20 protein-coding genes, 1 tRNA gene and 1 pseudogene are annotated in these 20,783 nt (G+C 64.6%); 13 read left to right on the forward strand and 9 right to left on the reverse strand.

Annotated elements, in window-relative coordinates:
* Positions 1–14 precede the first annotated feature (14 nt).
* From OCK01_RS09720 to OCK01_RS09735, 4 genes and pseudogenes are all read left to right on the forward strand, one after another.
* Complete coding sequence (locus OCK01_RS09720) at positions 15–443, forward strand: hypothetical protein (protein ID WP_263823764.1); 429 nt, start codon at positions 15–17, stop codon at positions 441–443.
* Complete coding sequence (locus OCK01_RS09725; protein WP_263823765.1) at positions 440–2,356, forward strand: hypothetical protein; 1,917 nt, start codon at positions 440–442, stop codon at positions 2,354–2,356. Before OCK01_RS09720 ends, OCK01_RS09725 begins: the two co-directional genes overlap by 4 nt.
* A 28-nt stretch (positions 2,357–2,384) precedes the next feature.
* Complete coding sequence (locus tag OCK01_RS09730) at positions 2,385–3,509, forward strand: zinc-dependent alcohol dehydrogenase family protein (protein WP_263823766.1); 1,125 nt, start codon at positions 2,385–2,387, stop codon at positions 3,507–3,509.
* A gap of 1,394 nt (positions 3,510–4,903) precedes the next feature.
* Positions 4,904–5,023: pseudogene (locus tag OCK01_RS09735) on the forward strand (integrase); the annotation flags it as partial.
* Positions 5,024–5,082: 59 nt separating this feature from the next.
* Here the strand turns inward: OCK01_RS09735 and OCK01_RS09740 are convergent.
* Positions 5,083–5,156 (reverse strand) — tRNA-Gln (locus OCK01_RS09740).
* Positions 5,157–5,430: 274 nt separating this feature from the next.
* On the opposite strand from OCK01_RS09740, the gene OCK01_RS09745 reads away from it, so the two are divergent.
* From OCK01_RS09745 to OCK01_RS09755, 3 genes are read left to right on the forward strand one after another with little or no spacing between them, the layout of a single operon-like run.
* Positions 5,431–6,921 (forward strand): Ppx/GppA phosphatase family protein, encoded by a 1,491-nt coding sequence (locus OCK01_RS09745; RefSeq protein ID WP_263823767.1) that lies wholly within the window; start codon positions 5,431–5,433, stop codon positions 6,919–6,921.
* Between the two features lie 3 nt (positions 6,922–6,924).
* The gene (locus OCK01_RS09750) at positions 6,925–7,701 is read left to right on the forward strand and encodes an RlmE family RNA methyltransferase (RefSeq protein WP_263823768.1); all 777 of its coding nucleotides are present in this window, start codon (positions 6,925–6,927) and stop codon (positions 7,699–7,701) included.
* A gap of 24 nt (positions 7,702–7,725) precedes the next feature.
* Positions 7,726–8,109 (forward strand): VOC family protein, encoded by a 384-nt coding sequence (locus OCK01_RS09755; RefSeq protein ID WP_263823769.1) that lies wholly within the window; start codon positions 7,726–7,728, stop codon positions 8,107–8,109.
* Here the strand turns inward: OCK01_RS09755 and OCK01_RS09760 are convergent, their stop codons facing one another.
* The 5 genes from OCK01_RS09760 to OCK01_RS09780 form a co-directional block, all read right to left on the reverse strand.
* On the reverse strand, positions 8,110–9,501 hold the full coding sequence (locus tag OCK01_RS09760; RefSeq protein ID WP_263823770.1) for a DHA2 family efflux MFS transporter permease subunit: 1,392 nt from the start codon (positions 9,499–9,501) through the stop codon (positions 8,110–8,112).
* Positions 9,502–9,583: 82 nt separating this feature from the next.
* The gene (locus OCK01_RS09765) at positions 9,584–9,862 is read right to left on the reverse strand and encodes a TfoX/Sxy family protein (RefSeq protein WP_263823771.1); all 279 of its coding nucleotides are present in this window, start codon (positions 9,860–9,862) and stop codon (positions 9,584–9,586) included.
* On the reverse strand, positions 9,859–10,272 hold the full coding sequence (locus OCK01_RS09770) for a tellurite resistance TerB family protein (RefSeq protein WP_182828346.1): 414 nt from the start codon (positions 10,270–10,272) through the stop codon (positions 9,859–9,861). Before OCK01_RS09770 ends, OCK01_RS09765 begins: the two co-directional genes overlap by 4 nt.
* Before the next feature lie 86 nt (positions 10,273–10,358).
* Positions 10,359–11,024: a helix-turn-helix transcriptional regulator gene (locus tag OCK01_RS09775; RefSeq protein ID WP_263823772.1), complete on the reverse strand. Its 666-nt coding sequence runs from the start codon at positions 11,022–11,024 to the stop codon at positions 10,359–10,361.
* A gap of 132 nt (positions 11,025–11,156) precedes the next feature.
* Positions 11,157–11,816 carry a response regulator gene (locus OCK01_RS09780; RefSeq protein ID WP_182828348.1) on the reverse strand — a complete coding sequence of 220 codons (660 nt, stop codon included), beginning with the start codon at positions 11,814–11,816 and terminating at the stop codon, positions 11,157–11,159.
* Positions 11,817–12,011: 195 nt separating this feature from the next.
* Here OCK01_RS09780 and OCK01_RS09785 point away from each other — a divergent pair, with 195 nt between their 5' ends.
* A complete protein-coding gene (locus tag OCK01_RS09785) occupies positions 12,012–12,359 on the forward strand; it encodes a DUF952 domain-containing protein (RefSeq protein WP_263823773.1) in 348 nt (115 codons plus the stop codon).
* The gene (locus tag OCK01_RS09790) at positions 12,356–13,444 is read left to right on the forward strand and encodes a quinone-dependent dihydroorotate dehydrogenase (RefSeq protein ID WP_263823774.1); all 1,089 of its coding nucleotides are present in this window, start codon (positions 12,356–12,358) and stop codon (positions 13,442–13,444) included. Before OCK01_RS09785 ends, OCK01_RS09790 begins: the two co-directional genes overlap by 4 nt.
* On the opposite strand, the gene OCK01_RS09795 is transcribed toward OCK01_RS09790, so the two are convergent.
* Genes OCK01_RS09795 through OCK01_RS09805 form a run of 3 tightly spaced genes read right to left on the reverse strand, consistent with a single transcriptional unit; the run spans position 13,420 to position 15,580 of the window.
* Complete coding sequence (locus OCK01_RS09795; protein ID WP_263823775.1) at positions 13,420–14,763, reverse strand: MATE family efflux transporter; 1,344 nt, start codon at positions 14,761–14,763, stop codon at positions 13,420–13,422. The two genes, OCK01_RS09790 and OCK01_RS09795, sit on opposite strands and share 25 nt — an antisense overlap.
* On the reverse strand, positions 14,763–15,314 hold the full coding sequence (locus tag OCK01_RS09800; protein ID WP_263823776.1) for a CAP domain-containing protein: 552 nt from the start codon (positions 15,312–15,314) through the stop codon (positions 14,763–14,765). The genes OCK01_RS09795 and OCK01_RS09800 overlap by 1 nt, the downstream gene beginning before the upstream one ends.
* A complete protein-coding gene (locus OCK01_RS09805; protein ID WP_182828352.1) occupies positions 15,311–15,580 on the reverse strand; it encodes a DUF6460 domain-containing protein in 270 nt (89 codons plus the stop codon). The genes OCK01_RS09800 and OCK01_RS09805 overlap by 4 nt, the downstream gene beginning before the upstream one ends.
* A 95-nt stretch (positions 15,581–15,675) precedes the next feature.
* Between OCK01_RS09805 and OCK01_RS09810 the strand changes: the two genes are divergently transcribed.
* From OCK01_RS09810 to pdeM, 4 genes are all read left to right on the forward strand, one after another.
* Positions 15,676–16,611 (forward strand): class I SAM-dependent DNA methyltransferase, encoded by a 936-nt coding sequence (locus OCK01_RS09810; RefSeq protein ID WP_263823777.1) that lies wholly within the window; start codon positions 15,676–15,678, stop codon positions 16,609–16,611.
* Positions 16,612–16,692: 81 nt separating this feature from the next.
* Entirely contained in the window at positions 16,693–17,316 is a 624-nt protein-coding gene (locus tag OCK01_RS09815) for a YitT family protein (RefSeq protein ID WP_182828354.1), read from the forward strand.
* Positions 17,317–17,356: 40 nt separating this feature from the next.
* Positions 17,357–19,867 carry a ligase-associated DNA damage response DEXH box helicase gene (locus OCK01_RS09820; RefSeq protein WP_263823778.1) on the forward strand — a complete coding sequence of 837 codons (2,511 nt, stop codon included), beginning with the start codon at positions 17,357–17,359 and terminating at the stop codon, positions 19,865–19,867.
* Between the two features lie 190 nt (positions 19,868–20,057).
* Complete coding sequence (gene pdeM, locus OCK01_RS09830) at positions 20,058–20,780, forward strand: ligase-associated DNA damage response endonuclease PdeM (protein WP_263823779.1); 723 nt, start codon at positions 20,058–20,060, stop codon at positions 20,778–20,780.
* Positions 20,781–20,783: the final 3 nt, after the last annotated feature.

Genomic DNA, 20,783 nt, shown 5'->3' on the forward strand with positions numbered 1-20,783 from the left:
CAGGAAGACGCAGGATGATCACAAACACCCCCCCCATCGAACGCACAATCCTGGTCTTCGCGATCTGGGGCGTGCTCGGCTTCCTCGGACTCGGCGTGTTTCTCGAGGGCATGAAGAATGATCTCTGGTTGCTGTCATCGGTCGGCGTGCTGCTGATCGTTCTCGCCTTTGTCGCCCATATCGTGGTGAATGCCCTGTTCGGCGCAGGGTTCAGTTCGGGCGAAACCGCGCTCGGCATCGGCGCATATGGAGTTCTGGGGCTTGTTTTCATCGTATCCGCCGCCAGCGGCGGCCTGACGATGGCTGATTATTATTCCGGCCTTACGCTTTTCGGCGTACTTACAGTCGCTTTCCTGGCCTATTTGTTCACCCGGCATGGCCTGCGCAGCGCATTCTCACAATTTCACATCAAATCGACCGGCACGCGGGAGGAACGCCCGTGATCTGGCTTCCGCTTCTGGGGCTCTTCTATGCCGTGGCGACGCTCTACTGGGCTCGGCTCGGCGCGCGCTTCAATACCGACGACAACGCCTTTTTCTCGGCAAGCGCGGGATTTTCGCCATGGATATCGGCTTTGTTGATCGGGGGCGCCAGTCTGTCGGGCTGGATCGCGCTTGCGGGGACTGACGAAATCGGTCGCCATGGCTTCGGCCTCGCCGCGCTGCTGCAGGCGGGGATTGCGCTCGCGCTGCCCGGCGTCGTTTTCTTCAAACGTCTTTGGGTGCTGGGGCGGCGTCTCGGCGCTTCGTCGCTCGCGGACTTGTTCCGCGTCTATTGGCAGTCCGAGTTCCTGACCGCCTTCACGGCTGTCGTCGCTGTTCTCTTTGCGGTCGCTTTTGCCGGCCTACAGATGCACGCTCTCTCCCGCATTCTTGTCCTTCTCGGCGGCGGCATCGTCTCGCAGGATATGGCGTCGGTCCTCTTCGGTCTGTTGCTGATCGGCGGCGTCGTGATCGGCGGCCTGCGCGCAGTCGGCTATCTCGGCGCTATCCAAGCGGTTCTCGCCGCCGCCGTGCTGGTGGCTCTGACCGTCTTTTCGCTGATCGACGCGGGCGGTTTCGTCGCGCTCAACAACGCTCTCGCGAAACTGGCGGCGGATCCCGCCACGGCAAACCGGTTCATCGTCTCTGGCGTAGTGCAGTTTACCGCCGGCATCGGCAAACAGGCGGCGGCGGGACAAGAGGCGACGGCGCTTGCGAGCCTATCTTTCGCGATGGCGCTGATGGGCCTCCAGGTCAGCCCGATGATCATGAAAGCCGTTTTGTCCACCTCCCGCCCAAGCGGGTTCGCCGCCGGGCAGACATGGCTGATGGCCGGCGCCTTTGGCGCGCTGGCGGCGTTTTGCATGGCGGTGATCGGCGCCCAGGCGCTTATCAATCCGGCGCATGATCTTGCGGGCCTGATGTCCGGATTGTCTCCGTGGTTTTCAGCCTGGCTGTTCATCGGCCTGTTGGCGGGCGTGCAGTTGATGTCCGGGCTGGCCCTCGTTGCGGCGGGAGAGACATTGGTCCGCAATATCTACCAGCCGCTTTTCCACGGCAGCCTCTCGCCCCGGAATGGCGTTACGCTCACGCGGGTGGTGATCGGCCTCCTGGTCCTCGCCAGCGTCCTGCTCCAGACTTTGGCGCCGGTTGCGCTGTCTGTTCTCGCTTCACTTGCCCTGCCGCTGTCGTTCCAGCTCTGGACGCCCCTGCTCGGCATGACCTGGCTCCGCTGGCTGACGCGAGCGGGGGTGGTGACCGGCCTAGGCTTCGGCCTGGCGGGCGTGCTGCTGACGGAGCCTGCGGGCATTGTCATGCTCTCCTTCTTCGGGCTGGATCTGCCATGGGGCCGCAATCCCTGGACCATTCATTCGGCGGTCTGGGGAATGGCGGCCAATCTCATTGTTGCCATGCTCGTCTCCGCCGTCACGCAACGCCGGAGCCTCGGCGAGGCGGGCGAAGAGGCGCGACGGTTTCTAGAGCGCGAGTTCGGCGGCAGTGCGCGTCTGCGGGCGTTGCGCTCCACCGCCTGGTCGGTCACGCTCGCCTGGGTATTCCTCGCCCTCGGCCCCGGTCTGATCTTCGGCAATTTTGCTTTCACTGACATCGAGGGCAAGTGGACCCTCGGCATGCCGTCGCTCTGGGCCTGGTCCCTGATGCTCTGGGCGGCGGGGCTCGGCCTCGTCTGGTTCCTGTCCTACAAGATGGAGATGGCGTCTCCGCCAACATTCGAGATCCATGCCTACACGCCGCGCCCCAGGCTGACGCAGCCCCGCATCGAAGCCGAGCTCGCCCGTCGCCGCGCCGTTCTCATCGCCATCGCCATCGGCTTCAGCCTCGCGGTCATCGCAGCGCTGTCCTTCGGCCATGCCTGACGCACATGTTCATATGAGGAAATTCGAGATGAAAGCCAGGATTGCTCTGTTGAGATCTATGGGCGCCGCCCGTCCTTATCAGGATTCCAAACCGCTCGACATCGTCGAGGTGGATCTCGATGAACCCGGGGCAGGCGAGGTGAGGGTGAAGATGGCGGCGGCGGGCCTCTGCCATTCCGATCTCTCGGTGATCAACGGCGATCGGCCGAGAGACATGCCGGTTGCGCTCGGCCATGAGGCCTCCGGCGTCATCGAGGCCGTTGGTCCCGGCGTGGCGCGTTTTGCGCCGGGGGACCATGTGGTTCTCGTTTTCGTGCCGTCCTGCGGCCATTGTGTGCCTTGCGCCTCGGGCCGCCCCGCGCTTTGCGAGCCGGGGGCCGCGGCGGCCGCCAAGGGAACGTTGATTGGCGGCGCCCGCCGCCTGCGATACAAGGGCGAGCCGATCAATCACCATATTGGCGTGTCCGCGTTCTCGACGCATGCAGTCGTGTCCGAGAACTCCTGCGTCAAGATCGACAAATCCATTCCGCTGGATCGCGCGGCTCTCCTGGGATGCGCGGTGCTGACGGGCGTTGGAGCCGTGCTCAATTCCGGCGAACTGAAGATGGGCCAGAGCTGCGCCGTGATCGGGCTCGGCGGCGTCGGGCTCGCCGGCCTTCTCGGGGCGATCGCCGCCGGCGCCGAAACCGTCATCGCGGTCGACACGGCCGAGAGCAAGAGAACCTTCGCAAAAACGCTCGGCGCCACCCATGTCGTCGATCCGACCTCGGATAATGCCGTCGCGGAAATCAAAGACCTGACGGGCGGCGGCGTCGACCTCGCCGTCGAACTCGCCGGCGCCGCGCCGGCGCTCAAATTCGCCTATGACATCACCCGCCGCGGCGGCACGACGGTCACCGGGGGCCTTCCGAACCCCAAGGCCGAACTCAATATTCCGGCTGTGTCGCTCACCGTGGGAGAGCAGACCCTCAAAGGATCCTATGTCGGCTCCTGCGTGCCCGTCCGCGACATTCCGCGTTTCGCCGCAATGATGCAGTCCGGTCGCTTGCCCATCGAGAAACTAATGACGCATACGATCTCGCTGGACGATATCAACGAAGGTTTCGAGCGTCTCGCTTCGGGTGAAGCTATCCGGCAAGTGGTGCTGTTTTAACCGCTTTGGTCGTCAAAGCAACACGAAGTGAATATCTGGGCTGTTCTATCTCAAGCCGCTCGTCGGTGTCGGGATACTCACAGAGGTGAAGGCGGGGCGCAAGAACCTATATCAACCACGCGCTCCTCGAGCTTTTGACCGACCAGCGGGCATAGATCTCTATTCAAGGGGTTTATTCGTTCGATCTAGCTCATAGCCGCGCCGCCAATTCGGAGCCGCATTGATAGCCGCCTCGTAGCGCCACCTTTGTTTTGCGCGAAGTCCGACCCGCGACACCGTCATTCGCTTACCTACGTCGAGCGCCTGCTTGGTCGCGAGGTGCATCTCAGATGTCGGTCTAAGTGGAACCACCCGAAAGCCACTTCCCTCGATCTTCTCGAGCATGAAACGCGTGATAAGTGAAGCCTCGTCATCCCCGACCTCTATTCCTCAGTCGGCCAAGCTGGTGCGGAGCGTCTTTTTCAGCATCCGCCACGTGTCAACATCCGATTGTGATGCCATGGATATCTGAACGTCAGTCAATTTCCTGCTCATGTTGTGTCAGATGGGAAGTGAAGCGAGGGTAAACGAAAGCTGCCGTAGAACACGTGGACCGCAATTGAGCGTCAAGGTCCTCTACAGTTCGTGGCAACTCACTTTGGCAATCAACCTCCTTCATTATGGGTTCGGAGGACGAGTTCCAGTCTGCGCCGCATTTCGACGGTTAGCGGCGGCACTTTGCCATTATAGATTTCTCTGATTGCCCTGACCCACGTTCCGATAATCCCGTCGAGATCGGCGCCATTCAAAAGTCTCTTCGATCAGTTGGACCGTATCGGGTGCCAGATTAGATTGTAGCGCCAGGACGAACAGCTGCGCCCCATCACATCCTAGGGCGCCTGCCAGACCTGGAACGCAGTCCAGGGGCACTGCCGCCTCGCCCCGCATGAATTTGTAGAGAACCGCATCGCTCGAGAATCCTGCAAGTATCGCTATATCTCTATAGGAAATTCTAGATTTCTTTGCGTGCTATTCGATGAATTTCGCGATGTTTGAAGTTCTTCCCGAAAATAATGTTGGCTTCATCCGCAGCATTTTTCGAATTGTGTGATTTAATAAGGTTTATTTTATCAAAATATAAATATATTTTACGGAGGCGAGAAATGATTCTGCATTTGTCGCCGAAACATTTCTTCATTTCTTCATTTCTTCATTTCTTCATTTCGCTATTTCGCTTGCATCGCCGTCAAGAGTGAGTTGGACGCGGCGCCGGCGTTCATGATTGACGCGAGATGACCATGAACGAATGTCGACGCCCAGCGTTCGCCAGCACTTATCCGACGGCATCGGGCTGATGTTTCTGGATCGCACGTCCCATCTGCAGAATCACGTCGTCGGGGAGAAAAGTCTTGAGCACAGGTCACAGTCTGCGAGACGTCCGCTCGATCCTCGATGCACACTACCTTAACCTGGATCCGAGGCTGGCCGAGAATGCCATCCGCAAGCTCGAAGCGAGAACACAGTCTTCCAAATGAGCGCTCAAATGCCCGAAATGGTTCCAGATTTGTACGGCGGAAAATGTAACGAAATCAATTGGCTGGGGAACCTGGATTCGAACCAGGACTAACGGAGTCAGAGTCCGTGGGTCTACCGTTAACCTATTCCCCAGCAAGCGTTTTCACGCCGCTCGATCGTCATGCGCGTTAGAAGCGCTTGGCCGTCGGTGAGCGGGCTTCTAGCATATTGACGGGGAGGTTCAAGCGGAAAATTGGGTTTGTGTGAAAGAAATTCGTCGAGGCGGCTTCGACGAGAGCCCTCATTTGCGCAGACGCAAAAACAAATTGTCGTTTTGGCGGCGAACTGGTACATTCCTTGCCAACACTGAACAGAGACTTGCGCCTGCCGCAGCCGAACGGCGCGCAGCGCGCCGTGGAACATTACCGTGAGTGACCCCGAATCCGGCGTAAAGCCGTCTGACGCCGGGGCGTCCGGGGCGGGACAGAAGCCGGGGGAGAACTCTTCCCGGCGTGCGAAACGTCGGCGCAAGCGTGCGCAGTCGTCCGCCAATCGTCCGCCTCAAGCTGCCGAGACGCGCAAGTCCGGCGGCGAGACGTCCCAATCCGTTGCGCCGGGCCAAGGCCCGGATCGCAAGAAAAAGCGCCGCAAGCGGTCGCGCGGACCCGCCTCCGCGGCCGACCAGCCGCGTCCGCAGGTCGAGGCCCAATCCGCCCCGCCCAAATCGGGACCGGACAAGCCCGCCTCCGGCAAGAAGAGCGGTCGAAACCGTCGCAGGCTGCAACCGCGGCCGCTGCCTCAGGAGCAATCTCCGCGCGCCCACGGCAAGCCCGCCGAACGGTCGGACGGCGCCTCGCGGGCCGATCTGCCGCGGCCCAAGCCCGCCGCGCCGGAATTTCCGCCGCCGGACACGCTCTACGCCGCGCTCGATCTCGGCACCAACAATTGCCGGCTGCTGATCGCGCAACCCACCCGGCCGGGCCAGTTCCGGGTCGTCGACGCCTTTTCGCGCATCGTAAGGCTGGGCGAAGGCCTCGGCTCCACGGGACGGCTGTCGGAAGACGCGATGGACCGCGCCACGGAGGCGCTCAAGGTCTGCGCCTCCAAGCTCGCCGCCCGGAAGGTGCGCCGCATGCGGCTGATCGCCACCGAGGCCTGCCGCGCCGCCTCCAATGGCGAGGCTTTTCTCGAGCGGGTGACGCGGGAGACGGGCCTCGAACTCGACGTCATCAATCGCGAGACCGAGGCGCGGCTCGCCGTGTCCGGCTGCGCTTCGCTGATCGGCCGCGACGCGCGCTCCGCCGTGCTGTTCGATATCGGCGGCGGCTCGTCGGAAATCGCCATCCTGCAGATCAACGGCCAGCGCTCGCCGCGGCTCGCCAACCACATCACCCACTGGACTTCGCTGCCGGTGGGCGTGGTGACGCTGTCGGAGCGGCATGGCGGCCGGCATGTCACGCCGGATATCTTCGCCGCCATGGTGGCCGAGGTCGAGGAAATGCTGTCGCGTTTTTCGGCGCCGGCCGCCTCCGAGCTCGATTTCGCCAACAGCGGTTTTCACATGATCGGCACCTCGGGCACGGTCACGACGCTGGCGGGCGTTTATCTCAATCTGCCGCGTTACGATCGCCGCCAGGTCGACGGTCTCTGGATGGACGCCGCCGACGTGACCGCCATGCAGGATCGGCTGGTCGGGCTTGATTTCGCCGCCCGCGCCGCCAATCCCTGCATCGGGCCGGATCGCGCCGATCTGGTGCTGGCCGGTTGCGCCATTCTCGAGGCCATTCGCAGGCGGTTTCCGGTCGAGCGCATGCGCGTCGCCGACAGGGGCTTGCGCGAAGGCCTGCTCACCGAAATGATGGCCGATGACGGCGCCTGGCGCAAAGCCAGGCCGCGCCCGCCTTTTCACAGGATCTGACCCATGACGAGCAAACCCACCGGCGGCAAGGGAACCGGCCGCAAGCTGACCCAGCATGTGAAGAAGAAGAAGCTGAAGGAATCGTCGCGCCGCTGGCTTCAGCGCCATATCAACGATCCCTATGTGCAGCGCTCCCGTCTGGAGGGCTATCGTTCGCGCGCGGTCTACAAATTGCTGGAGATCGACGAGAAACATCACATTCTCTCGGGCGCCCGGCGCATCATCGATCTCGGCGCCGCCCCCGGCGGCTGGTCGCAGATCGCCGCCCGCGTCACCGATTCCACCAATGACAATATCCGCGTCGTCGCCATCGATTTTCTCGAAATGGACGCCATTCCCGGCGTGCATTTCCTGCAGATGGACTTTCTCGACGACGCCGCGCCCCAGGCGCTGATGGATGCGCTGGGCGGCATTCCCGATCTGGTGATTTCCGATATGGCCGCCCCCACCACCGGCCACCAGCGCACCGACCATCTGCGCACCATGCATCTGTGCGAAGTGGCGGCGCATTTCGCCGTCCAGGTGCTGCGCGAGGGCGGCCATTTTCTCGCCAAGACCTTCCAGGGCGGCGCCGAGAAGGAACTGCTCGACATGCTCAAGCGGAATTTCCGCCAGGTCGTGCATGTCAAGCCGCAGGCTTCGCGGGCGGAATCGGTGGAGATGTTCATTCTCGCCAAGGGATTCCGCGGACCGAAAGTCGGCGCCATCGGCCATGAAGAGGCCGCCGACAGCGATCGTGAGGCCGGCGATCACAGGGACCAGTACGACGACGAGGAGTGATCGTCGGTGTCGGGAGGAGAGGCCATGCTGCTTTATGTGACGCTCGGGACCCGCGACCTCGCCCGCGCCATCGCCTTTTACGATCCGGTGATGGCGACGCTCGGCTATACGCGTCTGGTCACCAAGGATGTCGAGGCCGGCTACGGGCGCGAAGACGACGTGCGCTGCCGCCTCTGGATCACCTATCCCTTCGACCAGCAACCCGCCACCCATGGCAACGGGTCCATGCTGGCGCTGGCGGCCGATCGTCGCGCCGCGGTCGACGCGTTCCACGCCGCAGCGATCGCTCAGGGCGGACAGGATGAAGGCGCGCCGGGGCTGAGGCCCTATCACGCCCATTTCTACGCGGCTTATGCCCGCGATCCCGACGGCAACAAGCTGTCGGCCGTCTGCGAGACGCCGGAGTAGTCAGCCGGCCTCGGCCTTGTCGACATGACCCGAGACATTGGCGCCGGCATTGGCCGGCAGCCGTGAAATCGGCCAGGCGCCGAGGAGATTGAGAAACGCCACCGCGATGAAGGCCATGTGGAACGCGCCGATCGTCAAGCCTTCCCCGCTCGACAGCGCGTAGAGCTCCAGCAGCACGCCGGCGAGGGCGACGCCGAGCGCGCTCGACACCTGCTGGATCACCGCATTGAGCGCCGCGGCGCGGCCGGCGCGCTCATGCTCGATGTCGGCGAAGCCGAGAATATTGATGCCGGTGAAGAAGAAGGACCGCACGAAGCCCGCGACGAACAGCGTCAGCGTCAGCGCGATATGCGGCGTGTCCGGCATGAACAGCGCATTGGCCGCCGTGCCGACCGCCGACAGGCTCGCGGCGATGATCAGCACGTTGCGAAAGCCGAAGCGATGGAAGACATGGCGCGCCGCGAATTTGGTCAGCAGCGCGCCGCCCGCGCCGATGAAGGTGATCATGCCGGATTCGAACGGCGTCAGGCCGAAGCCGAGTTGCAGCATCAGCGGCAGCAGGAAGGGCATCGCCCCCATGGCGATGCGGAAGATCGTGCCGCCGGTCACACAGGCGCGGAAGGTTTCGACGGAAAACAGCGTCAGATCCAGCACGGGATGCGGATGCCGCCGCGCATGCCGCACGAAGAGCAGCGTGGAGAGCAGGCCGATGGCGGTGGCGGCGACGCCGAAGACGGGCGGCAGCGCCGGCAGGCTGACCACCGAGAGCCCGAACACCACGCCGGCGGCGGCGATTCCGCTCAAGGCGAAGCCGATGCGGTCGAGCGGCGGCGACCCCACAGGCGGCAGGTCGGGAATGAAGATCAGCGACAGGATCACGCCGAGAATGCCGACCGGCAGATTGATGAGGAAGATCCATTCCCAGCTGAAGTAGGTGGTGATGAAGCCGCCGATCGGCGGGCCAACCAGGGGACCGATCACGGCGGGAATGGTGAAGAGCGACATGGCCGAGACGAGATTGGCTTTGTCGGTGGAGCGCAGCAGGATGGCGCGGCCGACCGGCGTGGTCATCGCCCCGCCCATGCCTTGCAGAAAGCGCGCCAGCACGAAGAAGGGCAGGTTGGCGGCCAGCGCGCAGAGCGCCGAGCCGGCCATGAACACGATCATCGCGGCGATGAACACCCGTTTCGCGCCGAACCGATCCGCCGCCCAGCCGCTGAGCGGAATGAACACGCCGAGCGACACGAGATAGGAAGTCATGGCGAGCTTCAGCGTGATCGGTCCGACGTCGAGATCGGCGGCGATGGCCGGCAGCGAGGTGGCGATGACGGTGGAGTCCATCTGCTCCATGAACAGAGCGACGGCGAGGATCAGGGGAGCGTAGCGATGCAAGGCTGTTTCGGCGGAAGAGGAATCGGTCGTCCGAAAGAGCCATGGAAAGATGGCGCTGACAAGGTCGCCGCCCCCGGCCGCGTCAGTCGCGCTTTCGCTGCTCGCGCGCGACCGCTTCGCGTTCGAGCGCGGCCTTGTGCGCTGCGTCGAGCCGGCGCCAGTCGACATCGGCCAGCGCGCCGGCCAGCGCATGCAGCATCAGCTTGGTGACGGCGCGCGGCCCGAAACGGAATTTCAGCCGCGCATAGGCTTCGACCGCGCCGATCTCCTTGAGCGCCGCCTCGTCGCTCACGCCGATCTCCGCGAGCATCGCGCAGGATCTCGGGCCGAGATTGCGCAGATCCCGCAGCGGCCGGTTCACAGTCGGCGGTAGCGGGCGGCGGCGGCGCGTTCGATCGCGGCGGCGGTCAGCTTGTCGAGCTCCAGCCGGGCGCGCAGCAATTGCAAAAAGCGCAGCTCCGTCGGCTCGATCTGATTGTCGGCGATGGCGATCTCCACGGCCAGCGCATAGGCCGTGTCGTAGAGACGCGGCGGCAGCGCGTCGCGGATGGTTTCGAGCGCGATGTCGAGGCCTTCCGGGCCGGCGAGGATTTCCTGGGCGCGGCGGCTGGTCGGGATGACGTCTTCCTCGTCGAAGCCGGCGAACACCGGCAAGAGGCGCGCGAGCCGGGCGATGCCCTTGAGTTCGGGATCGGGCATATGGCCGTCGGAGGCCGAGGCCATCACCATCACATAGATCAGCGCCGCCTGCGCCGTCACTTTTTCCGCCATGACATCCTCGCCAGAACTGGTTTGCGCCTCAGCAGGTAGAGCGGGGCGCGGGTGAAATCAAGATGGGCTGCGGTCGGAGAATTTTCCTACTGGCTGGCCCAGATGATGCGGGCGATCCAGTCGACATCGGTCGCCTCCAGCGTGCGGCCGGGATGCTCCGGATTGAGCGACATCAGTTCGATCGTGCGCGGAGTCTGCCGCGCCAGCACTTTCGCCATCACCTCGCCCTCGCGGGTGCGCACCACCACACGGTCGTTGCGGCGCACCTGCGCGCCGGGCTCGACGATCAGCACGTCGCCGTCGCGATAGAGCGGCATCATGCTGTCGCCCTGCACCTCCAGCGCATAGACGCCGGGTTTATGGGCGGGCGAGGCGGGAAATTCCACCACGTCCCAGCCCTGGCCGGCCGGAAAGCCGCCGTCGTCGAAAAAGCCGCCCGCGCCCGCCTGGGCGAAACCGAGCAGGGGGATGGGCGAGACCTGGGGCGGAAAAGCGCCGTCGGGCAGGCTCGATCCGCGGCCCACGGGCGCCAGGAAGGCCATGAAGTCCTCGATGGTGGAGCCGGTGGCTTCGAGGATCTTGTGGATCGATTCCGTCGACGGCCAGCGCTGGCGGCCATCGGCGGAGCTGCGCTTGGATTTGTTGAAAGCCGTGGGGTCGAGCCCCGCCTTGCGGGCCAGGCCGGAGGGGGTCAGGTCATGCCGCGCTGCCAGGGAATCGATGGCTTCCCAGATCTTCTCATGCGAAAACATGGCGGACGGTCCGTCAATTGGCGGCCCGCGGCGACGCGATACGAAAGGCGGGCGATGTCGTGGATCACTGGCGCGGATCTTAACCATATCCCGGCGCGCGAGTAAAGGATGCGAGGAATAAAATCCTGTGCGTCAATTCGCCTGCGGCAGCGCCGCGCCGATCTTACCGATCTGGATCACCGCCTGGGTGCGGCTGTCGACGTCGAGCTTGAGCAGGATGGCCGAGACATGCGCCTTGACGGTGGCTTCGGAGACGCCGAGTTCATAGGCGATCTGCTTGTTGAGCAGCCCTTCGCCGATCATGCCGAGCACGCGGGTCTGCTGCGGCGTCAGCGTCTTCAGCCGGCCGATCAGCGCGTCGATTTCATTGTCCTGATCCCGGCCCGCCTCATAGCCCGGCGGGGCGTAGACGCCGCCGTCCAGCACCGCGGCGATGGCCGCCCGGATGTCGTCTATGCCGCTCGATTTTGAGATGAAGCCGGACGCGCCGAGATCGAGCGCGCGGCGGATCGTGGCGGCGTCGTCGGTGGCCGAGACGACGGCGACGGGGATTGCCGGAAATTCCGCCCGCATCATCATCAGGCCGGATAGGCCGCTGACGCCGGGCATGGCGAGATCCAGCATCATCAGATCGGCGTCGGGATGGTCTTCGGCCGCTTTTCGAGCCTCCTCCAGCGATCCCGCCTCGACGATGGCCGTGTCTTGTCCGCCGAAAGCGAGCGCCTGTTTCAACGCCCCACGAAACAAGGGATGATCATCGGCGATGATGATCGTCGCGGAAGTTGTCTGCATTTTCCCCCCGTGAGCCTGCTGGCAAGCCCGGACTTTCCCGTTGTGAGGAGCTTATATCAGGCCCCTCGAAACGAAAAGCCTTTTGTCACGGTCTTTCGCCTTATGGCTGCAACGGCGCGGGGCCTCCCGTTCCCTCGGCTGTTTTCTTTCGCGTCGAGATGGGTTAGGCAGGCCGGAACTGGGGAAGAGGCCGAGATGACCGAACTGATTTACAAGATTGTCCCCGCCGAGATCTGGCGGCAGGCGGAAAGCGATGGCGTCTTCGCGGGCGCCGGCATCGACCTGGCCGACGGCTTCATCCATCTGTCCACCGCCCGGGAGACGCGCCGGACGGCGGAGCTTTATTTCACCGGCCAGACGGGGCTCGCGCTCATCGCGATCGACGCGGCGGCTCTCGGCGCTGCGCTCCGCTTTGAGCCTTCGCGCGACGGCGCGCTCTTCCCGCATCTCTATGGCCCCTTGCCGCTGACCGCAGTCGAGGCGACTTATGCGCTGACGCTGGACGGCGAGGGCCAATTCATCTTTCCGGAGGAGATCCCATGAAGGACGCGCTCTGGCCGCTGATGCGATCAGGTCTGTTTCGCCTCGATCCCGAACAGGCGCATAATCTGTCGATCAAGGCGCTGTCGCTGGGGCTCGCGCCGTCATGCCGGACGCCGGCCGATCCACGCCTCGCCGTCCAGCTCGCTGGCCTGAGCTTCGCCAACCCCGTTGGCCTTGCCGCCGGTTACGACAAGAACGCCGAAGCGCCGGAGGCCATTCTCCGGCTCGGTTTCGGCTTCACCGAAGTCGGCACGCTGACGCCGCGCCCGCAGGCCGGCAATCCCAAGCCGCGGCTGTTCCGGCTGGTCGAGGACGAAGCCGTCATCAACCGCTTCGGCTTCAACAATGAGGGCCATGCCGCAGCCTTGGCGCGGCTCGACAGGATCGATCCGGTGGCGCTGGTCGGCGTCAATATCGGCGCCAACAAGGACGCCGCCGATCGCGTCGCCGATTATGTCGCGGGCGTCAGAACCTTCTATCGCGTGGCGCGCTATTTCACCGCCAACATTTCCTCGCCCAACACGCCTGGTCTTCGCGACCTGCAGGCGCGCGACAGCCTGCGGGAGCTCCTGTCGGCAGTGCTCGCGGCGCGCGACGAGGAAGCGGCCAAGGCCGGCCGGCATGTGCCTGTGTTCCTAAAGATCGCGCCCGATCTCACCGAAGAAGGCATGGACGATATCGCCGCGGAAGCGCTGGCGAGCCGTCTCGACGGTCTGATCGTCTCTAACACCACGTTGACGCGCGAGGGCTTGCGCGATCAGCGCCAGGCGGGCGAGGCGGGCGGCATGTCCGGCAAGCCGCTGTTCGACAAGGCGACCGCGGCGCTGGCGCGCATGCGCAAGCGGTTGGGGCCCGACTTTCCGATCATCGGCGTCGGCGGGGTGGATTCGGCGGAGACTGCGGCGGAGAAGATCCGCGCCGGCTCCGATCTCGTGCAGCTCTATTCGGCCATGGTCTATGGCGGCCCCGGTCTGCCCGCGCGCATCGTTTCGGGTCTCTCGCGTCTCTGCGATCGCGACGGTCTCGCCTCGATCCGCGAGATGCGCGACACCCGGCTGGATCACTGGCTGGCGCGGAAACTCTGAGCCCTCAGTTTCGGCACGGCGACGGCGAGAAAAACGCCGCGCAGGAACAGGAACAGATTGAGCGACAGCCAGAGCCCGGTATTGCCCGCCAGAGGCACGAGCGACCAGAGACACAGGCCGAAGCCGGCAAAGGAGAGCAGCATCCGGTTGCGCATCGCCTTCGACCAGGCGGCGCCGATGAAGACGCCGTCCATCAGGAAGGCCAGACAGCCGCTGATGGCGGTGATCGCCGCCCAGGGCAGGTGCTGATAAGCGATGACCCGCACCGGCTCCGAGGTCGTCAGGAAATCGATGATCGGCCGTCCCGCCACAGCGAGGATCATGCTGGTGAGGATCGCCAGCGTCAGCGACCAGTAGCCCGTCAGCCTCAGCCCGCGATCGAAGGCAGGCCTGTAGCCCGCCCCCAGCGACCGGCCGATGATGGTTTCCGCCGCATTGGCGAGACCATCCAGCCAAAAGCCGGCCACCATGAAGAAATTCATCAGCACGGCGTTTGCGGCCAGCGTCTCCGCGCCGAATTGCGCGCCGATCCGCGTCATCAGGAAGAAAGCGCCGAGCAGCACGAAAGAGCGGATCATGATGTCGGCGTTGAGCGAAAACAGCCGCGCCAGTTTGCCCCGCTCCAGCAGGCCGGCAATGCGCCGCGGATCGCGCGCGGCAAAGCCTCGGAGCACGATGACGAGCCCGGCGATCATGCCGACCACTTCGCCTGTGACGGTCGCCATCGCAATGCCGGCGATGCCGCCTTGCATTGTGAGGCCGAACAGCACCGACAGCGCGATATTGACGCCATTGATCAGCGCCTGCAGGAGAAGTCCGGTCTTGGAGCGGCCCTGTCCGAGCAGAAAGCCGAGGATGGCGTAATTGGCGAGGGTGGCCGGTCCCGACAGGATGCGCAGCGAAAACCATTCCCCTGTCGCCCGCGCCGCGCCCTCGGTCGGGCTCATCAGCGCGAGCCCCAGTTTCAGCAGCAGAGGGCCGACCAGCACGATCGCCGCGCCGATCGCCAGCGCGCTGATGAGCGCCCGCCAGAACACCGCCTCCTGTTCCGCCGTCTCGCCGCGTCCCCAGGCCTGGGCCGTCAGCGCCGTGGTCGAAGCGCGCAGGAAGTTGAAGCTCGCAAAAATCAGGTCGAACAGCACGGCGCCGATCGCCAGCCCCGCCAGCGCGTCGGCGTCGCCGAGCCGTCCGGCCACCGCCGTATCGGTGATGCCGAGCAGAGGCGTGGTCAGGAAACCGAGCGTCATCGGCAAGGCGAGGCCCAGCACCATGCGATGCGTCACTTCGAAGCCGCCGCCCTGGCTCGCCTCCGTGCGCATCAGAACAGCTTCAGGGGAAAGCGGGCTACAGAGCCGCGGCCGGGGCGCGGCTTCGAGCCGAGCACCATCGCCCAATAGGGCCTGCCGTCGGCGCTGTTGACGGCGCGGACCACGCCCAGCGTTTCGAAGCGGCCCATCATATTCTCATAGTGTCGAGGCGAGGTGATCCAGGCGGCGACCGCCGCCTCCACCGTGCGCTGGCCGGACGCTATGTTTTCGGCGGCCGGCAGCGGCACCTTCATCCGCCGCATGCGCGCGCCAAAATCTTCCGGGCCGAGCTTGTGGGCCATCTTGCCGGCATTGGCCATATTCTCGGCCTGATCGCGGGCGGCGGCGATGGTGATCGGATCGGCGATCAGCGGCGGCAGGCCCTTCTTGGCGCGGGCCTGGTTGACCAGCGGCAGCGCTTCGGTGGTCTGATCCATCACCGGGCCGACAGGAGCGACCGGCGACAGGGCCGTGGTGGTGGAACAGGCCGACAGCGCCGCGATCGCGGCAAGGCCGAAGCTTGCGCCTAGCACGCCGCGGCGGGAAAGGACAGAAAAGCTCACGATTTGCGCCAGCTCAGCAAGCGGATCAGAATGAAGACGGGTATGACCACGGCGGCGCCGATCAACAGATAATCGCCGACGCGGCCCAAGGCGCGGAAGCCTGTGCGCCAGAGGTCGCTGATGAAATCCTGCGTCCAATAAAAAATGTCGGCGGGATAGACGCCCAGCATATGCATGACGAAGCCGACGACCAGCGACACCACGATGAGCTTGATCGCCACGCGCAGGGGCGAGTCGCCCAGAAAACGGTTCAGGCCATCGCCCATGTCACACTCCAGTTTGCGCAAACGAGGAATCGCTTGACCGCGTCGCAAGGCGGAAATTAGACAAATCCGCCCAATATGGAAAGAAATCTCCCGCCATGGCTCCCAAACGCATTTTGACCTCCGGCGATCTCGTCGCCGATCGCCGCGCCGATTACGCCGCCATGCTGATCGAAAGCGGCGACGCCCTCGCCGCCGCCGACTTGATGGAGCAGGCGCTGGAGCTCGCGCCCGGCTGGAGCGCCGGCTGGTTCCGCCTCGGGGAGTATCGCGAGAAGGCCGGCCTCGTCGAGCCGGCGGTCGAGGCCTATCGCCGCGTGGCGGCCTCCGATGACGCCGCGCTGTTCGGCGTCGATCTCAAGCTCGCCGCACTTGGCGCCGCCGAGACGCCCGCGCTGCCGCCCAGCGCCTATGTCGAGGGCCTGTTCGACGATTATGCCGACCGCTTCGAGACGGCGCTCGTCGAAAAGCTCGGCTATTCCGTGCCGAAAAAGCTCGCGGCACTGATCCGTACGGCGAAGGGCGACGCGCATTTCGCGCTGGCCGTCGATCTCGGCTGCGGCACCGGGCTGCTCGGCCCGGAGATTGGCGACTGCGTGTCCGCGCTCGAAGGCTATGATCTCTCGGAAAACATGCTGGCGAAAGCCCGCGCCAAGGGCGTCTACCGCCATCTCGCTCGCGCCGATCTCTCTTTGTCTCCGGAAGCCTCCGGCCTGTTCGACGGTTTGGAGCAAGGCCGCGCCGATCTCGTCGCCGCCGCCGATGTGATGATGTATCTCGGCGATCTCGACGCCGCCTTCGCCAATGCCGCAGCGCTCGCTGCAGCCGGTGGTCTCTTCGCCTTTTCGGTCGAGAAAGACGAGGCGCAGACGGGCTTCTCGCTCCGTCCCTCGCTGCGCTACGCCCATTCCCGCGCTCATGTCGAGACCATGCTCGCCCGCCACGGCCTTTCGCCCGTCGCCTGCGAGGAGACCGTGATCCGCATGGATGCGGGTCAGCCGATTACCGGCCTGTTGTTCCTGGCGCGAAAGTAGGGCCGCCCGGTTCCCTTCGCGCAAAAATTATGTCAGTATAGCTGACATAATTTTCAATCCTATGCGGCGCGCGGGGATAGCATGGCCAAAATCGGCATCTGGAACACCGAACCGACCAAGCATTCGCTGTTCGAGGATGCGCAAGGCGTGTTCACCGGCACGGTGCTGGCCTCGCTCGGCATCATGCTGCTCACCAAGGCCGGCCTGTTGACCGGCGGCGTCGCCGGCATGGCCTTCCTGCTCAAATACGCCTTCGGGGTGAATTTCGGTCTCGGCTTCTTCCTGATCAATCTGCCGTTCTACTATCTCGCCTATAAGCGCATGGGCAAAGCCTTCACCATCAAGACCTTCTGCTCGGTCGGACTGCTTGCGCTTCTCACCCAGTATCAACCGCAATGGCTGGAGATCGATTATGTGCATCCGGTCTGGGCGGCGGTGCTGGGCGGCCTGTTGATCGGCATGGGCATGCTGGCGCTGTTTCGCCATCGCGCCAGCATCGGCGGCGTCGGCATTCTCGCGCTTTATCTGCAGGATCGCTTCGGCTGGCGGGCGGGCTTCGTGCAGATGAGCATCGACATGGTCATTCTCGCTCTGTCCTTCTTCGTCACCAGCCCGTTCATCGTCTTGTGTTCGGTGCTCGGCGCCGTGGCGCTGAATTTCTTCATCGCGGTCAATCACCGCACCGATCGCTATATTGCGATGTGATCGAAAGCACCTATCTTGCCGTGGAAGCGGAGGATGGCGGATGGACGCGAAGACGGACTGGAGCGGCGAGGGCGGTTTGCCGTCTCTGTTCACCCGCTGGTTTACCGAACGCGGCTGGTCGCCCAGGCCGCATCAGCTGGCGCTTCTCGACAAAACAGGCGATGGCCGGTCGGCGTTGCTCATCGCCCCTACCGGCGCCGGCAAGACGCTGGCTGGCTTCCTGCCCTCGCTGGTCGATCTCCACTGGCGGGGCAAGCCCAAGCCCGGAACCGGCTTCCATGGCGTCCACACGCTCTACATCTCGCCGCTCAAGGCGCTGGCCGTCGATATCGAGCGCAATCTCGAACGCCCGGTCGCCGAAATGGGCCTCCCGGTCACCATCGAGACGCGCACCGGCGACACGCCGCAGCACAAGCGCTCGCGCCAAAGGCTCAATCCGCCCGATATTCTTCTCACCACGCCTGAACAGCTGGCGCTGCTCATCGCGTCGAAAGAGGCCGAGCGTTTCTTCAAGGATCTGCGCTTCGTCGTGTTCGACGAATTGCATTCGCTGGTCACCTCCAAGCGCGGGCATCTGCTGTCGCTCGGGCTCGCCCGGTTGCGAAAGCTCGCGCCCGACGTCCGCACCATCGGGCTGTCGGCCACCGTCGCTGATCCCGACGATCTCCGCCGCTGGCTTGTGGCGCAGCGGCCCGGTGAGAACGGGCTTTCGGAACTGGTGACGGTGTCGGGCGGCGCACGGCCCGTCATCACCATTCTCGACACGGAAGAGCGCATTCCCTGGTCCGGCCATTCGGCGCGCTACGCCATGGGCGAGGTCTACAAGGCGATCGGCGCGCACCGCACCACGATCCTGTTCGTCAACACGCGCTCGCAGGCCGAGATGCTGTTCCAGGAGCTCTGGCGCATCAATGACGACAACTTGCCGATCGCGCTGCATCACGGCTCGCTCGACGCCGGCCAGCGCCGCAAGGTCGAGGCGGCCATGGCGGAAAACCGGCTGCGGGCCGTCGTCGCCACCTCGACGCTCGATCTCGGGCTCGATTGGGGCGATGTCGATCTGGTCATCCATATCGGCGCGCCCAAGGGCGCCTCGCGGCTGGCGCAGCGCATCGGACGCTCCAATCACCGCATGGACGAGCCGAGCAAGGCCATTCTCGTTCCGGCCAACCGCTTCGAGGTGATGGAATGCCAGGCGGCGCTCGACGCCAATTATATCGGCGCGCAGGACACGCCGCCGGTGGGCGAGGGCGCGCTCGACGTGCTCTGCCAGCACATCATGGGGCTCGCCTGCGCCGATCCCTTCGACGCGCTCGAGGTCTATGACGAAATCACCAGCGCGTCGCCCTATGCCCATCTCTCCTGGGAGACGTTCGAGCGCGCGCTCGATTTCGTCGCCACCGGCGGCTATGCGCTCCGCACCTATGAGCGCTACGCCAAGATCCGCAAGACCAAGGACGGGCTTTGGCGCGTGTCGCACCCCGCTTACGCCCAGCAATACCGGCTGAATGTCGGCACCATCATTGAGGCGCCGATGATGAATGTGCGCATGGTGCGCAAGGGCAGGGGCGCGGTGGGGCGCGGCGGGCCGGTGCTCGGCCAGGTCGAGGAATATTTCCTCGAACAGCTCTCGGCCGGCGACACATTCCTGTTTTCCGGCAAGGTGCTGCGCTTCGAGGGTATCCGCGAAAACGAATGTCTCGTCTCCGACGCTTTTTCGCAGGATCCGAAAATCCCGGCCTATGCCGGCGGCAAGTTTCCGCTGTCGACCTATCTGGCCGAGAGCGTGCGCGCCATGCTCGACGATCCCGACAAGCGCAAGGATCTGCCCGATCAGGTGCGCGACTGGCTGTCCATCCAGGCGGAGAAATCGGTGCTGCCGCGGCGCGACGAATTGCTGATCGAGACCTTTCCGCGCGGCAATCGCTTCTACATGGTCGCCTATCCCTTTGAAGGCAGACTTGCGCACCAGACGCTCGGCATGTTGCTGACCCGCCGGCTGGATCGCGCCGGCGCCAAGCCGCTCGGCTTCGTCGCCACCGATTACGCGTTGGCCATCTGGGGGCTCGAAGATATGGGCGCGCATTTCGCCCGCCACAGCCCTTCCATCCACGACCTGTTCGACGAGGACATGCTGGGCGACGATCTCGAAGCCTGGCTCACCGAAACCTGGCTCTTGAAGCGCACCTTCCGCTATTGCGCCGTCATCGCCGGCCTCATCGAACGCCGCCACCCCGGCAAGGAGAAGAGCGGACGGCAGGTCACGGTCTCGGCCGACCTGATCTATGACGTGCTGCGCAGCCACGAGCCAGACCACATCCTGCTGGAGGCGACGCGTCAGGACGCCGCGCAGGGACTTTTGGACATTCAGCGACTTGGCGATATGCTCGCGCGAATCAAGGGGCATATCCGGCTGAAGCGCCTCGAGCAAATCTCGCCGCTCGCCGTGCCGATCATGCTGGAGGTCGGCAAGGAGTCCGTCGGCTCCGCCGCCGATGAAGCGCTGCTGGCCGAGGCCTCGGACCGATTGATACGGGATGCGATGAATTGAATTGGACTGATCCGAGCGTGGGGCTACCCCCCTCTGCCCTGCCGGGCATCTCCCCCTCAGGGGGGGAGATCGAAGGAGGAGAGCGTCTGCACGCAATGTGGCCGTCGAGATTTGGGCGAGGGTCAAACCGCCAGCCAATCTCCCCCCTTGAGGGGGAGATGCCCGGCAGGGCAGAGGGGGGTAACCCCGCATGACCCGCTTCGCCAGAAACCATCAACCCTCCGAAAACCAAGCCCCCCCTTGCGAAGCCGAACTGAACGGCCAGCGCCTCGTCTTCGATCCGCTCGGCGCGCTCATGCTGCCCGAGCACGGTCTGCTCTGCGTCTCGGATCTCCATCTCGAAAAAGGCGCAGCCTATGCCCGTCGCGGCCAGATGCTGCCGCCCTGGGACACGCTCGCCACGCTCAGGCTGCTGGAAATCGTCATCGCCCGGCATGATCCGCGCATCGTCGTCTCGCTCGGCGACAATTTCCACGACCGGCGCGGCGCGGACCTGATGCCGCCGGAATTCCGCAGCTATCTCGAAAGCCTGATGCGCGGCCGCGAATGGATCTGGATTACAGGCAATCACGATCCCGACGGCGTCGGCCCCCTGTCCGGCCTGCAGGCCGACAGCCTGCATGTCGCCGGCCTCACCTTCCGGCATGAGCCGGGCGCGGCTTGCGATCCCGGCGAGGTCGCCGGTCATCTGCATCCGGCCGCCACGCTGGTGCGCCGCTCGCGCGGCGTCCGCCGCCCCTGCTTCGCGCTCGACGGCAGACGGCTGATCATGCCCTCTTTCGGGGTGACGACCGGCGGGCTCGATCTCGATCACCGCGCCTTCAAGGGGCTGTTTGAAAAAAGCAGGCTCACCGCCCATCTGTTGAGCCAGGGGCGGGTTCACAGCTTCGCCTATGACGCTCTGCGCGGATAAGGC

The sequence above is a fragment of the Rhizobium sp. TRM95796 genome (assembly GCF_025779995.1).
Lineage (GTDB): Bacteria > Pseudomonadota > Alphaproteobacteria > Rhizobiales > Rhizobiaceae > Rhizobium_E.

Excerpts from the sequence above, each read along its gene's own strand:
- pdeM (WP_263823779.1), top strand. The coding sequence starts at position 20,058 with ATGACCCGCTTCGCCAGAAACCATCAACCCTCCGAAAACCAAGCCCCC.
- OCK01_RS09750 (WP_263823768.1), top strand. The coding sequence starts at position 6,925 with ATGACGAGCAAACCCACCGGCGGCAAGGGAACCGGCCGCAAGCTGACC.
- OCK01_RS09775 (WP_263823772.1), bottom strand. The coding sequence starts at position 11,024 with ATGTTTTCGCATGAGAAGATCTGGGAAGCCATCGATTCCCTGGCAGCG.
- OCK01_RS09815 (WP_182828354.1), top strand. The coding sequence starts at position 16,693 with ATGGCCAAAATCGGCATCTGGAACACCGAACCGACCAAGCATTCGCTG.
- OCK01_RS09720 (WP_263823764.1), top strand. The coding sequence starts at position 15 with ATGATCACAAACACCCCCCCCATCGAACGCACAATCCTGGTCTTCGCG.
- OCK01_RS09785 (WP_263823773.1), top strand. The coding sequence starts at position 12,012 with ATGACCGAACTGATTTACAAGATTGTCCCCGCCGAGATCTGGCGGCAG.
- OCK01_RS09790 (WP_263823774.1), top strand. The coding sequence starts at position 12,356 with ATGAAGGACGCGCTCTGGCCGCTGATGCGATCAGGTCTGTTTCGCCTC.
- OCK01_RS09805 (WP_182828352.1), bottom strand. The coding sequence starts at position 15,580 with ATGGGCGATGGCCTGAACCGTTTTCTGGGCGACTCGCCCCTGCGCGTG.
- OCK01_RS09770 (WP_182828346.1), bottom strand. The coding sequence starts at position 10,272 with ATGGCGGAAAAAGTGACGGCGCAGGCGGCGCTGATCTATGTGATGGTG.
- OCK01_RS09730 (WP_263823766.1), top strand. The coding sequence starts at position 2,385 with ATGAAAGCCAGGATTGCTCTGTTGAGATCTATGGGCGCCGCCCGTCCT.
- OCK01_RS09755 (WP_263823769.1), top strand. The coding sequence starts at position 7,726 with ATGCTGCTTTATGTGACGCTCGGGACCCGCGACCTCGCCCGCGCCATC.
- OCK01_RS09820 (WP_263823778.1), top strand. The coding sequence starts at position 17,357 with ATGGACGCGAAGACGGACTGGAGCGGCGAGGGCGGTTTGCCGTCTCTG.
- OCK01_RS09780 (WP_182828348.1), bottom strand. The coding sequence starts at position 11,816 with ATGCAGACAACTTCCGCGACGATCATCATCGCCGATGATCATCCCTTG.
- OCK01_RS09795 (WP_263823775.1), bottom strand. The coding sequence starts at position 14,763 with ATGCGCACGGAGGCGAGCCAGGGCGGCGGCTTCGAAGTGACGCATCGC.
- OCK01_RS09810 (WP_263823777.1), top strand. The coding sequence starts at position 15,676 with ATGGCTCCCAAACGCATTTTGACCTCCGGCGATCTCGTCGCCGATCGC.